Annotated in this window: 10 protein-coding genes; 6 read left to right on the forward strand and 4 right to left on the reverse strand. The window is 39.0% G+C overall.

What is annotated here, in order from left to right; genetic code table 11:
• Positions 1 to 106 precede the first annotated feature (106 nt).
• Positions 107 to 616, reverse strand: coding sequence for a CinA family protein (locus A6E06_RS04660; protein WP_065594315.1), 510 nt, complete (start codon positions 614 to 616; stop codon positions 107 to 109).
• 113 nt (positions 617 to 729) lie between these two features.
• Here A6E06_RS04660 and mutS point away from each other — a divergent pair, with 113 nt between their 5' ends.
• The 5 genes from mutS (at position 730) to A6E06_RS04685 (ending at position 8,529) form a co-directional block, all read left to right on the forward strand.
• On the forward strand, positions 730 to 3,291 hold the full coding sequence (gene mutS / locus A6E06_RS04665; protein WP_065594348.1) for a DNA mismatch repair protein MutS: 2,562 nt from the start codon (positions 730 to 732) through the stop codon (positions 3,289 to 3,291).
• Positions 3,292 to 3,535: 244 nt separating this feature from the next.
• Positions 3,536 to 5,212: an AMP-binding protein gene (locus A6E06_RS04670; protein ID WP_065594314.1), complete on the forward strand. Its 1,677-nt coding sequence runs from the start codon at positions 3,536 to 3,538 to the stop codon at positions 5,210 to 5,212.
• Between the two features lie 437 nt (positions 5,213 to 5,649).
• Positions 5,650 to 6,891 carry a cytosine permease gene (gene codB / locus A6E06_RS04675; RefSeq protein ID WP_065594313.1) on the forward strand — a complete coding sequence of 414 codons (1,242 nt, stop codon included), beginning with the start codon at positions 5,650 to 5,652 and terminating at the stop codon, positions 6,889 to 6,891.
• 10 nt (positions 6,892 to 6,901) lie between these two features.
• Positions 6,902 to 8,179, forward strand: a complete 1,278-nt coding sequence (locus tag A6E06_RS04680) for a cytosine deaminase (protein WP_065594312.1) — start codon at positions 6,902 to 6,904, stop codon at positions 8,177 to 8,179.
• 110 nt (positions 8,180 to 8,289) lie between these two features.
• Positions 8,290 to 8,529 carry a VF530 family DNA-binding protein gene (locus A6E06_RS04685; protein WP_065594311.1) on the forward strand — a complete coding sequence of 80 codons (240 nt, stop codon included), beginning with the start codon at positions 8,290 to 8,292 and terminating at the stop codon, positions 8,527 to 8,529.
• A gap of 98 nt (positions 8,530 to 8,627) precedes the next feature.
• Here the strand turns inward: A6E06_RS04685 and fusA are convergent, their stop codons facing one another.
• A complete protein-coding gene (fusA, locus tag A6E06_RS04690) occupies positions 8,628 to 10,712 on the reverse strand; it encodes an elongation factor G (protein WP_065594310.1) in 2,085 nt (694 codons plus the stop codon).
• A 193-nt stretch (positions 10,713 to 10,905) separates the two neighbouring features.
• Positions 10,906 to 12,285, reverse strand: a complete 1,380-nt coding sequence (gene radA, locus A6E06_RS04695; protein WP_065594309.1) for a DNA repair protein RadA — start codon at positions 12,283 to 12,285, stop codon at positions 10,906 to 10,908.
• A 117-nt stretch (positions 12,286 to 12,402) separates the two neighbouring features.
• Between radA and A6E06_RS04700 the strand changes: the two genes are divergently transcribed.
• The gene (locus tag A6E06_RS04700; protein WP_065594308.1) at positions 12,403 to 14,748 is read left to right on the forward strand and encodes a PilZ domain-containing protein; all 2,346 of its coding nucleotides are present in this window, start codon (positions 12,403 to 12,405) and stop codon (positions 14,746 to 14,748) included.
• A gap of 224 nt (positions 14,749 to 14,972) precedes the next feature.
• On the opposite strand, the gene serB is transcribed toward A6E06_RS04700, so the two are convergent.
• A complete protein-coding gene (gene serB, locus A6E06_RS04705) occupies positions 14,973 to 15,941 on the reverse strand; it encodes a phosphoserine phosphatase (protein WP_065594307.1) in 969 nt (322 codons plus the stop codon).
• Between the last annotated feature and the right edge of the window lie 59 nt (positions 15,942 to 16,000).

Here is a 16,000-nt window from a genome sequence, read left to right on the forward strand (position 1 = left end):
ATAGCTAATCAGTTAATAACCAGTAGTATACTGTCTATTCATACAGTGTCTATAGGGTAGTGATGTTTTTTCTTATTTTTTCGAATGTACGTCACTACAAAAAAAACTAACCATTTGAATTAACTACACTCTCCAACCTATTCTTTATTGTGAGAAATGCATATTCAATCGCACTTTGTCTTATTTCACTACGCCCACCAGTAAAATACACAGTGGTTTCTTGGTGCCAATCACTCTTATCAGCAAAGCCAAAACATACTGTTCCTACCGGTTTATCTTCTGTTGCTCCACCGGGTCCTGCAATACCACTAATTGATACGCTAATATCGGCATTACTATTCGCAAGAGTGCCTACAGCCATCTCTTTTACTACTTCCTCACTTACCGCACCAAAACTCTGCAAGATATCAAAATCAACACCTAAAGAGTCTTGTTTGGCTTGGTTACTATAAGTAACAAAACCTCTTTCAAACCATGCTGAACTGCCTGCATTTTCTGTCGCACAAAAAGCGACACCACCACCAGTACAAGATTCTGAACAAGCCATCATTTTGCCCTGCTGCATTAATAACTCACCAACTTCTTGCGCGAGTTGAGCATTTTTTGTCATATCCATTAGATTCTTTCCATCTTGATTCGAATTTTATTCATTCTATCTTTGATTGCCGTCTTGATTCACGTATTCTTAACGGCAAATATTCTCTCCATCTATTAGGTCTCGTTGTGGCAATAAAATCAACTGAAAAACACACCCCAATGATGCAACAGTACTTGCGTTTAAAATCTGAAAACCCGGATATCTTACTGTTTTATCGTATGGGCGACTTTTATGAGCTTTTCTATGATGATGCCAAACGAGCGTCCCAACTGCTTGAGATATCGTTAACTAAACGAGGTTCTTCTGCCGGTGAACCAATCCCAATGGCCGGTCTCCCTTACCATGCCGTTGAGGGTTACTTAGCCAAATTAGTTCAACAAGGCGAATCAGTTGCTATCTGTGAGCAAATTGGCGATCCCGCAACAAGTAAAGGTCCTGTAGAGCGTAAAGTTGTTCGTATTGTCACTCCAGGAACAGTAACGGATGAAGCCCTTCTTCCTGAACGCTTTGATAACCTAATTGCGGCTATTTTTCATCATAAAGGTAAATTTGGTTACGCTACATTAGACATTACTTCTGGTCGATTCAAAGTCTCAGAACCAAGCACTGAAGAAGCAATGTTAGCTGAGTTACAACGCACCTCCCCTACAGAGCTTTTGTTTAGTGAAGATTTTGAACCCGTTCATCTATTAGAGAAACGCAGTGGCAATCGTCGTCGCCCAGTATGGGAATTTGAATTAGAAACCGCTAAACAACAATTGAACCAACAATTTGGTACACGTGACCTAATTGGTTTTGGCGTAGAAAAAGCAGAATTTGGTTTATGCGCGGCTGGTTGTCTTATTCAATATGTAAAAGACACACAACGTACAACCTTACCTCACATTCGCTCTATTGTGATGGATCATCAAGATGACTCGGTGATCTTAGATGCCGCAACGCGTCGAAATTTAGAGATCACACAAAACTTAGCGGGTGGCTTTAATCATACGTTATCAGAAGTACTCGATCACACATCAACCGCAATGGGTAGTCGTCTTTTAAAACGTTGGTTACATCAACCAATTCGAACTCATCAAGTTTTAAACCAGCGTCTTGATGCGATTGGAGAATTAAAAGAAAGTGGTCTATTCACAGAGCTTGACCCACAATTAAAACAGATTGGTGATGTAGAGCGGATCCTTGCTCGATTAGCATTACGCTCGGCTCGCCCAAGAGACTTAGCTCGCTTACGTAACGCATTACAGCAATTACCTGAATTAGCACAAAGCACAAAAGAATTTAAACAGGACCATCTATTAGAGCTTGCTTCACTTGCACAGCCTATTGACTCCATTTGTGAACTATTAGAACGTGCAGTGAAAGAAAACCCGCCTGTTGTTATTCGTGACGGTGGCGTCTTAGCTGATGGTTATAATGAAGAATTAGACCAATGGCGAGATCTCGCTAATGGAGCTGCGCAATTCTTAGACAAATTAGAAAAAGAAGAACGTGAACGCCATGATATTGATACCCTAAAAGTCGGCTATAACAACGTTCATGGTTTTTATATTCAGATCAGTAAAGGTCAAAGTCACAAAGCGCCAGCTCACTATGTTCGTCGTCAAACATTGAAAAATGCAGAGCGTTACATTATTCCAGAGCTTAAAGAGCATGAAGATAAAGTGCTAAGCTCAAAATCAAAAGCTCTAGCGATAGAAAAGAGACTGTGGGAAGAATTGTTTGATCAACTTATCCCACATTTAGAGCAGCTTCAGTTAATGGCGAACGCTATTTCTGAACTCGATGTTCTAAGTAATCTTGCTGAGCGTGCTGATACCTTAAATTATTGCCGCCCTACCTTATCATCAGAGATAGGAATGAACATTGAAGGTGGTCGCCATCCTGTTGTTGAACAAGTGATGAGTAACCCGTTTATTGCCAACCCAATCAATTTAAATGATAACCGAAAAATGTTGATCATTACCGGGCCAAACATGGGTGGTAAATCAACCTACATGCGCCAAACCGCATTGATCGCTTTAATGGCGCATGTTGGTTGTTATGTTCCCGCTGATTCAGCAAAAATTGGCCTATTAGATCGGATATTTACTCGTATTGGGGCATCTGACGATTTAGCATCAGGTCGTTCGACTTTCATGGTTGAAATGACTGAGACGGCAAATATCTTACACAATGCCACTAAATACAGCTTAGTCCTTATGGATGAAATTGGTCGTGGTACAAGTACTTATGATGGTCTATCCCTCGCTTGGGCTAGTGCTGAATGGCTAGCGACAAAAATTAACGCAATGACACTATTTGCTACCCACTACTTTGAATTAACTGAGTTACCAAACCTATTTAACGGTTTAGCCAATGTACATTTAGACGCGGTAGAACATGGTGATGAAATTGCCTTTATGCACGCAGTTCAAGATGGTGCAGCCAATAAATCTTACGGTCTTGCTGTCGCCTCCCTTGCGGGCGTTCCAAAAACGGTAATAAAAAAAGCAAAACAAAAACTTCAACAACTTGAAAGCAGTCAACCTAAAAATCAACCTCTGACTAATACTCAAGTGAAACAAGAACATCAATTATCTCTTATTCCTGAACCTAGTGAAGTAGAAGAAGCGTTAGCGAAAGTTAACCCTGATGATTTATCACCACGCCAAGCACTAGAAGAACTGTATCGCCTAAAGGCACTTTTATAGTTTATTAACTATTACTTTAATTAAGGCAATAACGTCATGTTATTGCCTTTTTTTACACTCATTCTTTTCTTTTCTTTATTCTTTCCTATCTTATTTATAGAACAATCTAAGTATTCATAAATTAGTTCTATCACAATAAATCACCTCTCATTATTTTTAACTGAATTTGACTATTTACTCAAAAGGCTTTTTAATTAACATAATCTTAACAATAAATAAGAACAATAAATTGCAGGATGCCGCTATGAGCCAATCATTATTCGATCATAATACGAACCCTCAACTCCCTCATGAAGCACTGCTTGAATGGGCTGAGAAAAAACCAAATGCTATTTTTCTTCGTCAAATAAAAGAGCGACACTTTGTTGACTACACTTTCTCAGAAGTCGTAGATAAAGCGTTACGCTTAGTTACATCATTACAGCAGTTAGGTATACAACCAAAAGACAAAGTCGCGCTAATCTCTAAAAATTGTGCAGAATGGTTTATTACTGATTTAGCGTTAATGCTTGGTGATTTTGTCAGTGTTCCTATTTTTCCAACGGCAGGTCTTGATACGATAGAACATTGTCTAACTCACAGTGGAAGTAAGGCACTCATTGTAGGGAAACTCGACAATAATGAAGCGACAGCAGAAGCGATAAAAAATCTGCCTCAACTTTCTACTATTGCTTTTGATTATGATTCCGCAGCCTCGTGTCAGTATCAATTTGAACAATTAATCCAAAATAATCCACCTTCTGAATTTCGACCTGACCATAACGACAATACATTAATGTCTATTGTATATACCTCTGGTACATCAGGATTACCAAAAGGAGCAATGTTAACCTTTGGTGGCTTTAGTCGTTCGTCCAAGCATTTAGTTAATCATATTGGGATGCAACCTGATGATCGTTTATTTTCCTACTTACCTCTCGCTCATATTACAGAGCGTGTATACATCTTAGGTTCTGCATTTTTCGGAGGTATTCAAACGGCCTTTCCTGAATCCTTAGATACCTTTATAGATGATGTAAAAATGCACCGCCCTACTTTATTTATATCCGTCCCTCGATTATGGACAGTCTTCCAACAACGAATTCAAGATAAATTACCTCAGAAAAAACTCAATATATTACTCAAAATCCCATTTGTTAGCGGCTTAATTCAACGTAAGTTGGCGGATGGTTTAGGCTTAGATAAAGCTCGTGTTCTAGGTTGTGGCTCTGCACCTGTGTCCGCAGGACTATTAAAATGGTATGAAAGTATCGGTTTAAATATTACCGAAGCGTGGGGGATGACAGAAACCTTTGCTTATAGCACACTAAACCACCCTTATCGTTCAGATAAAGTGGGGACAGTAGGTTCTGCTGGACCCGGTGTTGAATTAAAAATAGCTGAAGATGAAGAAATATTAGTCCGAGGTGATGGTCTTTTTGCTGGTTACTATAAAAATGACGAAGCCACTGCTGAAAGTTTTAATAACGAAGGATGGTTATATACAGGGGATATTGGCTCTATAGACGCCGAAGGTTTCCTAACTATTCAAGGCCGTAAAAAAGACACATTTAAAACAGCAAAAGGGAAATTTGTTGCTCCTGTACCCATTGAGAAACGCATTTTTGACTTAAGTAATTTAGAAATGATGTGCCTTATTGGATCAGGTCTTCCTGGTCCTATCTTGCTCGCCGTTCCTCATTCGTACACTAATTTTGATCAAGCTCGCTATGAACGAACTGCACTTAAAAATCTAGAAACCATCAATAGCGGTTTAGAGTCTCATGAAAAGCTAAAAGGTATATTAATGATCAAAGACGCTTGGAGCATTGAGAATGGTATTTTAACGCCCACATTAAAAATAAAGCGTCATATTTTAGAGAAAAAATACCATGAATTTGCCTCTAAATGGCCAAAAGATAAAAAAGTAATCTGGGAATAAGTGATAAAAAATCACAAATAACATTAAATAAAACAGATCTAATCATAAAAAAGGCAGCAAGAGGCTATAACTAGCACCTTACTGCCTTTTTATCTTAAAAATAATTAAATAAACATACGATCCAATCACTTAGATAATAACAAATAAAAAAAAAGACCAAAAAAACCTTAATTTAAACAAATAAACCAATCTAATGTGAAATTGAGCATTAAAAGGCAATTTATAAGACACAATAAACAAAGCAACCGTTTGTTATGAAATAAAAATAATAAACAATAAGAAATAAAACCAACAAAAATCAAATACTTACAATAAAAGAAACGACTTATTCAAAACACATTCAACTTACAGTTATTGACATTATTGTTAATCCAATTAAACTCCCGTCCGTTTATCAAAATACTGACCAAAAAACATTCAGAAAAACGGAGTTTCACATGTCTCATGATAATGATTTCAGTTTAGGTCCTGTCCCTAAATCCGCAAGAAAAGGCGTTATTTCACTTACCTTAGTTATGCTTGGGCTCACCTTTTTCTCTGCCAGTATGTGGACAGGAGGATCACTTGGAACCGGTCTTTCTTTTGATGATTTCTTCCTCGCAGTCCTCATTGGTAATCTAATTCTCGGCATTTACACTTCATTTCTTGGCTATATCGGCGCTTCTACTGGTCTCTCAACTCACCTCCTTGCTCGCTTCTCTTTTGGCTCTAAAGGCTCTTGGATCCCCTCTTTACTTCTTGGTGGTACGCAAATCGGTTGGTTTGGCGTCGGTGTTGCAATGTTCGCTATCCCCGTCCACAAAGCGACAGGCATTGATACCAACGCATTAATCGTAATCTCAGGTCTATTAATGACGGTTACAGTTTATTTTGGTATCTCAGCGTTAATGGCTCTTTCTATGATAGCGGTACCTGCCATTGCAATTCTTGGTGGTTACTCCGTATTAACAGCCGTTGATAGCGTCGGTGGTATTACTGAGCTTCAAAACATTCAACCGACAGAACCAATGGATTTTTCCGTTGCTCTCGCTATGGTTGTTGGTTCATTCATTAGTGCAGGAACACTAACCGCTGATTTTGTTCGATTTGGTAAAAAACCGATGGGAGCAGTTGCTATCACCATGATTGCCTTCTTTATCGGTAACTCATTAATGTTCATCTTTGGTGCTGCTGGTGCAGCCGCTACTGGTCAATCTGATATTTCGGAAGTGATGATAGCTCAAGGCCTACTGATCCCAGCAATCATCGTTTTAGGTTTAAATATCTGGACGACTAACGATAATGCCCTTTATGCATCAGGCCTTGGCTTCTCAAATATCACAGGCTTACCAAGTAAGTATATTTCAATGCTTAATGGTTTAATTGGTACTGTTTGCGCATTATGGTTATATAATAACTTTGTTGGCTGGTTAACTTTCCTATCAATAGCTATCCCACCAATTGGAGGGGTTATCATCGCTGACTTCTTTATGAATCGTAAGCGTTACATGGATTTTGAAAACGCAAAATTTCAAACGATTAACTGGGCAGGTATAATCGCTGTTGCTATTGGTGTTGCCGCTGGTAATTTCCTACCTGGTGTTGTTCCTGTAAACGCCGTTTTTGGTGGCGCACTAAGTTATCTACTACTTAACCCTCTTTTAAACAAAGAAAAAGCATCTAAAACAGAAGCTGCATAGAAGAATTCTTATGACTAATTTATTAATTAAAAATGTGGCATTACGAGATCAAGAAGGTTTTTTTCAAATCTTGATCCAAGATGGTCAATTCAAAAAAATCGCTTCAAATGAAGAGGAACTTTCTTTTTCTGGTGACATTTTAGATGCCGAAGGTGGGTTAGCAAACGCTCCATTCTGTGAACCTCACGTTCATTTAGATACAACTCAAACTGCTGGTGAGCCAAGCTGGAATATCTCTGGCACTCTTTTTGAAGGCATTGAGCGTTGGTCTGAACGTAAAAAACTTCTAACTATTGAAGACGTTAAAAGCCGAGCAAAACAAACACTAAAATGGCAAATCGCGAATGGTATTCAACACGTTCGTACCCATGTAGATGTGTCTGACCCAACATTAATCGCACTAAAAGCAATGCTTGAAGTAAAAGAAGAGATGAAAGAGTGGGTTGATATCCAAATCGTCGCCTTTCCTCAAGAAGGCATTCTTTCTTACCCAAATGGTAAAGAGTTATTAGAAGAAGCAGTTCAGCTTGGTGCTGATGTTATTGGTGCAATTCCTCACTTTGAATTTACTCGTGAATATGGGGTTGAGTCATTACATTACGTTTTTGAACTAGCACAAAAATATGACCGCTTAATTGACGTCCATTGTGATGAAATTGATGATGAACAATCTCGCTTTATAGAAACCTTAGCTGCATTAGCTCATAAATTTAATATGGGTGAAAAGGTAACAGCGAGCCATACGACGGCAATGCACTCTTATAATGGGGCATATGCTTCTCGTTTATTCCGTCTATTAAAAATGTCAGGCATCAACTTTGTTGCTAATCCATTAGTAAACATTCATTTGCAAGGTCGTTTTGATGACTACCCTAAGCGTCGCGGTATTACCCGTGTGAAAGAGATGCTAGCAAGCGATATTAATGTATGCTTTGGTCATGATGATGTGTTTGACCCATGGTACCCACTAGGTACTGCGAATATGCTACAAGTACTGCATATGGGTCTGCATGTATGTCAAATCATGGGTTATGAACAAATTAACCAAGGTCTTGACCTAATTAGCTACAAATCAGCAAGAACTCTAAATATTCAAGATCGCTATGGGATTGAAGAAGGTAAGCCTGGTAACTTAATTATTTTACCGGCAGAAAATGGTTTTGACGCACTGCGTCGCCAAGTACCTGTGCGTTACTCTATTCGCCAAGGTAATGTTATTGCGGAAACACAGCCTGCACTAACAACGATTACTTTAGATAAGCCTGAAAAAGTTACCTTTAAACGCTAGTTGAAATTAGCTATTAAAATACAAATGGGAGCCTTTATGCTCCCATTTTTTATGAATATCTTTAAGGGTGAATGCTATACTTACCCTAATTCAAGAAAAATGGCGATATTATGACACAGCAAAATAACCCGCTTCATGGTTTAACCCTACAAGCAGTCCTAACAGAATTAGTTGAACACTACGGTTGGGAAGAATTAAGTCACATGGTTAACATTAATTGTTTTAAATCAGATCCAACAATTAAGTCGAGCTTAAAGTTTTTACGAAAAACAGAATGGGCACGAGTTAGAGTAGAGAATATCTATTTAAAACTTCAACGTCATAAAGAAAAAGCAGAAAAATTAAATTAATCTGAATAAATCGTAACTTAAATATTCAATCGATTAAAAACAAAAAGCCCCGCAAGTAAACTTGCGGGGCTTTTTTAATTAAAGAGCGTTAGCCAGAATTACTTCTTAGCGTTAGCTTCTTTAACATCAGCAATTACTTTCTCAGCAACGTTCATTGGACAAGGTGCGTAGTGTGAGAACTCCATAGAGAACTGACCACGACCAGAAGTCATTGTACGTAGAGAGCCGATGTAACCAAACATTTCTGAAAGAGGGATGTCAGCTTTAACACGAACACCAGTTACGCCAGCCATTTGGTCTTTGATCATGCCACGACGACGGTTAAGGTCACCGATTACATCACCAACATGGTCATCTGGAGTGAACACGTCTACAGCCATGATTGGTTCTAGAAGTTGAGCACCAGCTTTAGGCATAGATTGACGGAATGCACCTTTCGCTGCGATTTCAAATGCTACTGCAGATGAATCGACTGCGTGGAAGCCACCGTCAAGAAGTTCGATTTCAACATCAAGAACAGGGAAACCAGCAAGAACACCAGTATCCATCATGCCTTTGAAGCCTTTCTCGATTGCAGGCCAGAATTCTTTAGGAACGTTACCGCCCACAACAGAAGACTTAAACGCAAAACCTGAACCAACTTCGCCTGGTTTCATGATGTAGTCGATCTTACCGAACTGACCAGAACCACCAGATTGTTTCTTATGCGTGTAGCTATCTTCAACAAGTTGAGTAATAGTTTCACGGTAAGCAACTTGAGGCTGACCAACAGAAAGGTCTACACCGTATGTACGACGAAGGATATCAACTTTAATGTCTAGGTGAAGTTCACCCATACCTTTAAGGATTGTTTCGCCAGTTTCTTCGTCAGTTTCAACTTGGAAAGATGGATCTTCTGCAACCATTTTACCGATAGCAATACCCATTTTCTCAGTGCTGCCTTTATCTTTAGGCGTTACTGCGATTGAGATTACTGGTACAGGGAAAACCATTGGCTCAAGTGTTACTGCATGCTTAGGATCACAAAGAGTGTGACCAGTTTGCACGTTTTTCATACCTACGATAGCGATGATGTCACCAGCTTGTGCGTAAGTTAATTCATTACGGTCATTCGCTTGCATCTCAACCATACGGCCAACACGCTCAGTTTTACCTGTGAATGAGTTAAGAATTGTGTCGCCTTTGTTCAATTTACCAGAGTAAATACGAACGAAAGTTAGGGCACCAAAACGGTCATCCATGATTTTGAATGCTAGCGCTTTGAATGTTTCATCAACAGAAACAATAGCGTGCTCGCCATTTTCTTCGCCGTTCTCATCCATTAGAGGTTGAGGATCAACTTCAGTTGGAGAAGGTAGGTAATCAACAACAGCATCAAGGATTAGTTGCATACCTTTGTTCTTAAACGCAGAACCACAGTAAGCAGGGAAGAAATCCATTGTGCGAGTACCCTTACGGATACACATTTTTAGTTGCTCAATAGTTGGCTCTTCGCCTTCCATGTATGCTTCCATTAGGTCGTCGTCTTGCTCTACAGCAGTCTCAACTAGCATCTCACGGTATTCTTCTACTTGATCAACCATATCCGCTGGGATATCAGTGATTTCGTAGTTTTCAGGAAGACCAGTGTCATCCCAAACGAAAGCTTGACGAGTTAGAAGGTCAACAACACCAACGAAATCTTCTTCGATACCGATTGGTAAAACCATAACTAGTGGGTTAGCACCTAGCACGTCTTCAGTTTGCTTAACAACACGGAAGAAGTCAGCGCCCATACGGTCTAGTTTGTTAACGAAGATGATACGTGCAACTTCTGATTCGTTCGCGTAACGCCAGTTAGTTTCTGATTGAGGTTCAACACCACCAGAACCACAGAATACACCGATACCACCGTCAAGTACTTTAAGAGAACGGTAAACTTCAACTGTGAAGTCAACGTGTCCAGGAGTATCGATAACGTTAAAACGGTGATCTTTCCAGAAACAACTTACAGCTGCTGACTGGATAGTAATTCCGCGCTCAGCTTCCTGTTCCATGAAGTCAGTAGTAGATTCGCCATCATGTACTTCACCAGTTTTGTGGATCTGACCAGTAAGTTTTAGGATACGTTCAGTTGTGGTAGTTTTACCCGCATCAACGTGCGCGAAAATACCAATATTTCTGTATTTAGATAAATCAGTCATTGTTTTACTCTATTAATAGGATAGAAAATGCGCGCAGAGTATAACATAAACTGCCAATTGGTATATGCTTTGTTCTATTTTTGGATAGAATTTAGCCCAATTAGCCCCTGCTTACTTTCTGCTATGGCAAATTATAGACGAATTTACACAATTTCAAATACAAAGAATAGTGAAAATTCATAATTATTATTTATTATAACTCATCAAAGGCATCAATTGCCTCTGATAATTTTTTTACACCATGAATTTGCATACCTTCAATGCCTCCTTTAGGCATGTTAGCAGCAGGGACAATGGCACGTTTAAATCCATGTTTATACGCTTCCATAAGGCGCTCTTGACCACTAGGTACTGGACGAATCTCACCAGCAAGGCCTACCTCACCAAAAACAACCACATCTTTTGGCAATGGGCGATCTTTAAAGCTCGATAGTAACGCCATTATTAATGCTAAGTCAGCGCTGGTTTCAGATACCTTTACACCACCAACAACGTTCACAAATACATCTTGATCCGCCATTTGTAACCCACCATGCTTATGCAGCACAGCCAATAACATTGATAATCGATTTTGATCTAAACCTACCGATACTCGTCGAGGATTTGATAATTGCGAATAATCAACTAATGCTTGGATCTCAACAAGTAAAGGGCGAGTACCTTCCCAGATAACCATCACAGAACTGCCTGACGTTTCCTCTTCACCACGAGATAAAAAAATAGCCGAAGGATTACTGACTTCTTTAAGTCCCTGCCCTGTCATTGCAAAAACCCCGAGTTCATTGACTGCACCAAAACGGTTTTTATGACTACGTAACGTCCTAAATCGACTGTCGGCACTGCCATCAAGTAATACTGAACAATCGACAATGTGCTCTAATACTTTGGGCCCCGCTAGAGTTCCATCTTTTGTTACGTGCCCAACAAGGAAAATAGAGACATTATTCTGTTTAGCATAACGAGTTAAGATTGTTGCAGACTCTCTCACTTGAGACACACTGCCTGGGGATGATTGGACATCATCAACATGCATTACTTGAATCGAATCAATAACCATTATTTTAGGTTTTTCTTTGTCCGCAATTTGACAAATTTTATCGATACTCGTCTCTGATAACATTTTCAAATTATCTCTTGGTAAACCAAGACGTGATGCACGCATGGCAACTTGTTGCAATGACTCTTCACCCGTGACATATAACGTTGACATATCAGCCGCTAGTCGACACATGGTTTGCAATAATAATGTTGATTTACCAGCCCCCGGATTACCACCAATCAAAATGGCCGCGCCAGGTACAATTCCACCGCCTAAAACACGGTCAAACTCTTTAAAGCTGCTACTGAAGCGAGGAACATCAGTTAGATCGATACTCGATAGTGCTTGAACTTCCGATGCAGAAGAAGAACCAGCATAACCAATCAAACGTTCATTTCGAGCGACTTGTGGAGAAGCGGCTAATCTTACCTCTGTTATCGTATTCCACGCCCCACAAGCACTACACTGTCCTTGCCAACGAGGAAAGTCTGCTCCACAATCATTACAAACGTAGGCTCGTTTTGCTTTTGCCATATATCACCGACATAAATATTATTAAAGTGATGGGTATTACTATTTAACTCATAATGTTAAATATTTTAGCAATTCTGCCGATAAACCCATTAGATTGTTATTACTGTACCAGAAATCATGCAGCAAGAAGAATATCAAAACTACGTAGATCAACTTATCCCAGTCTTTGGCGAACCTGATTTTGAATTGGTTTGCAGCCAAGTCATGGCACATGAACACCCCTCAGTTCATTTAATCGTAAAGATTGAATTGAAGCGCATCATGGCGCCTTGCAAAAAGAACATTGACTTACGTGGTCGAGTTAAAGGGATATGCCATCAATACGAATTAAATGGTTACACTCATTGGCTAGATGATGTTGCCATAAATACCTACCATAAAACCATCGAGCGTTACGGTAGCTACACTGAAGGTGTATGGGCCGCACTAACCAATACAAGAAATAACTTTCGTGTTCTACATAAAAACAAAGAACTTATTGCTGCTGTTGATGAAAACAATGACACCAACCTATTTAAAGCAAGATTAGTTCGCTTTGGCCACTATTTAACTCGTAGCGAAAATCGTTTACGTATGTCCACTCAAGTCTCCGTTTTATTACCCAACGGTAACCATATTCATGGCACAAGTAGTGATCTATCCTCTTCTGGTGCTCGCATTAAAGTACCCACCGCGTTTGAGTATGGTTTAGGGCAAATTATCCAGGTAAGTTTCCCTTGCCTTGCTAAAGATACAGGCATAAAAGACCTTAATGGCGACTTCCCTTATCGTATTCTCGGCATTCACGACAGTAAAGAGAATGATAGCTATCGCTGGTTACGTTTAAAAATGGAAGCGAATCATGATGTCATCGCCGCAGCCATTGATGAAAAATTAAATAAAAACAAACGCAGAACTCAACATGATCAAAAAGATCAAATCGTAAGAGCTCGCACTCAAGGCTATGAACATTGCTTCTTAAAACATACCACAAATATCCCATTATTCTTTTCTGGTGAAAACCTAAAGTACGCTGTGATTACTGAGCACAATGAACCTCTTTGGAAGCATTGGCATGATGAGAAAAATCAACCCGTCATTAATCATCTTTTTAAAAAAGAACGGATGCAGTTTTTAACTAAACCAGGACTAAAAGTCAGTCGCACGCATTTTTATAGTTTTAAGCACGATCATGAAGATAGAGAGCTTTTCTATTCAATGATGTCATCAGAAGCCACTCAAAAAGAACGTCAGTTGTTTTGGCACATTGGTGCAAAAAGAAAAAGTTGGAAAGTGATCCGTCTTTCACTATTTGAATTAGAAAAAGCGGATAAAGAAAGATTGTTAACCGTGGCCCCTGAAATGGAAGAAGTATTGTCCACGTTGACACACATGGGAATTTTAACGGAAATCAATCTCCCAGAAACACAAAAAGATTACCTATTAACGGATAAGCCAAGCCTTGAGCCAAAAGCCCTAAACCCATATCGCCACCCTGTGACGCCACTTTGTCAGGCACATGCATTATATTTTGATTCAGCCCCGCGCCGAGCAGAGCCAAGGTTCAATTATCAAACATTAATTACGTTATCTCACCCTAGCTTAGGGGAAATAACAGGAAGAACACTGGATATTTCAACTAATGGTTTATCTATTCGTTTAGATAAACCGGCACTATTAACTAAAAAATCAGACGTAAAAATAACGTTCAATGATTTACAAAATCTAGACAAGAACACCCCATTAAGTCGCATTGGTTATCACGTATTAAAAGTGGCATCAGATGGCCTTAATATCCAACTACATATTGAAGACAATTTACAAACACAAAAGAGTAAGGCGTTCTTAGGTCGTTTAATCCAACATAATATTGAGCGATTACCAATGGATTATGAGCAACTTCCATCAATGGATATGCTTAGAATAATGCATCAATTATTGTTAACTAAGCTGACTACAACCCCATTTTTTATCGAACGAGATAATCACAAAATTAAAACTCGATGTATTGGTGTTAATTTCCCGCTCAATAGATTGAATAAAATTTGGCAGCACTTAGGCGATGAACAAAGCTTAAATCTTGAACCTATTTTTAAATCAAGAGTGCAAAAATTACTGATTGATCCATTAAAAACACCTGCAAACCAACGATCTCACCACCATGAGATTTATCTTGCAGTCGTAATTAAAGAAGGGGAAATAAAATCAGTATTCACACGCATGCTACAAGAGTTCTCATCTTATAATGACCGTTTAATCTTCATAAAAAAAGCGAAAGAACACGGTGAATTTTTAGCGATAAGGGTCACAACAACTGCAGTTAAAAATCCATTATCGACGACATCTGAAATAGAATTAAGTCAATTAGCTCAATATGCGATCCACTACGCTAGGGCCTTAGAAGATGAACTTTCAAGCATTGTGGGTTGTGGAGAAATAGCCGATATCACAGATGAAGTGCTTATACGCTTAGAGCTAGGGTAAGTAAACGTTGGTTCATTTTTAATAAAGTTAATTAGTATCTGTCCGATCAAACAAGGTGAATAATATTCAACCAAATTGCGTCCATTTAATGACGTAGCCTATGACATGAATGTACATTTTATTCAGACTCCATTCAGAATGAAATGTAATTAACAAATTTAAAAGGATATATAAAAAAGGGTTCACTAGCAGTGAACCCTTTTTCTTTTATATTAAGTCTTACTTTACCAACTCAGTTTCTTATTAAGTAGAAGAGACGCAGATAGAATACAGGCAACCCCTCCTAAATCAGCATGACGAATGGCTGCTTGAGCTTGTTGCTGAACCTTAGGCTTCGCATGATAGGCAATACCTAACCCTGCGGCCTCCATCATAACCAGATCATTGGCCCCATCACCAACGGCGACGGTATTACTCATTTCAATATCGTATTTATCGGCTAATTCAATCAATATATCAGCTTTGGTCTCTGCACTTACGATATCACCAATAACGTTACCGGTAAGCTTTCCATCAATAATTTCAAGTTGATTTGATTGAGAATGAATTAGGTTCAATTCATCTTTTAGATAATCTGAGAAATAAGTAAAACCACCTGAAGCGATCGCTGGTTTCCAACCATACTTATGCATGGTTGCAACTAACTCTTTAATTTCAGGCATAAAAGGAAGGTCTGACTTTACTTTAGCCAGTATAGATTCATCAGCTCCTGCTAATGTTCCTACCCGCTTGATTAAACTCTCTTTAAAATCAAGTTCACCTTGCATTGCTCGCTCTGTCACTTCTGAAACTTGTTTTCCCACACCTGCAAGTTTTGCGATTTCATCAATACATTCAATTTCTATTGCCGTAGAGTCCATATCAAATAAGATAACACCCGGTTTTGATAAATCAGGGATATCTTTTACTTCCGCATAATCAAGTTCTAAAGCATCTAGTATTGTTTTGTGCTCAGGCGTTATGGTGCCTGCTATGGCTGCGACTTCGTAATGACCCACTTTCCACGTAGCTATAATTTTTGAATTATCACCCACAAAGAAGTCGATATCTTGAAAATGTTCTGGGGATAAATGGTATCCATATACTATCCAACCTATCTGCTTAATATCAAGTTGGCTTATTTCTAGCGTCGATGAAAAACGCGTTAACAGAGGTATGTTTTTCTTAATTAAAAATGGGGCTATCTTATCCATGATTCGTATCCTTACTAATCCTTTATCAAAAATACCGATTGCTAAGCAGATGAGCAAGA

The organism is Aliivibrio sp. 1S175 (assembly GCF_001690985.1).
Classification (GTDB): Bacteria; Pseudomonadota; Gammaproteobacteria; order Enterobacterales; family Vibrionaceae; genus Aliivibrio.

What these genes read in the sequence shown, in the direction of transcription:
- A6E06_RS04660 (WP_065594315.1), bottom strand. Translation starts at nt 616, where the DNA reads ATGGATATGACAAAAAATGCTCAACTCGCGCAAGAAGTTGGTGAGTTA.
- A6E06_RS04670 (WP_065594314.1), top strand. Translation starts at nt 3,536, where the DNA reads ATGAGCCAATCATTATTCGATCATAATACGAACCCTCAACTCCCTCAT.
- codB (WP_065594313.1), top strand. Translation starts at nt 5,650, where the DNA reads ATGTCTCATGATAATGATTTCAGTTTAGGTCCTGTCCCTAAATCCGCA.
- A6E06_RS04680 (WP_065594312.1), top strand. Translation starts at nt 6,902, where the DNA reads ATGACTAATTTATTAATTAAAAATGTGGCATTACGAGATCAAGAAGGT.
- A6E06_RS04685 (WP_065594311.1), top strand. Translation starts at nt 8,290, where the DNA reads ATGACACAGCAAAATAACCCGCTTCATGGTTTAACCCTACAAGCAGTC.
- fusA (WP_065594310.1), bottom strand. Translation starts at nt 10,712, where the DNA reads ATGACTGATTTATCTAAATACAGAAATATTGGTATTTTCGCGCACGTT.
- radA (WP_065594309.1), bottom strand. Translation starts at nt 12,285, where the DNA reads ATGGCAAAAGCAAAACGAGCCTACGTTTGTAATGATTGTGGAGCAGAC.
- A6E06_RS04700 (WP_065594308.1), top strand. Translation starts at nt 12,403, where the DNA reads ATGCAGCAAGAAGAATATCAAAACTACGTAGATCAACTTATCCCAGTC.
- serB (WP_065594307.1), bottom strand. Translation starts at nt 15,941, where the DNA reads ATGGATAAGATAGCCCCATTTTTAATTAAGAAAAACATACCTCTGTTA.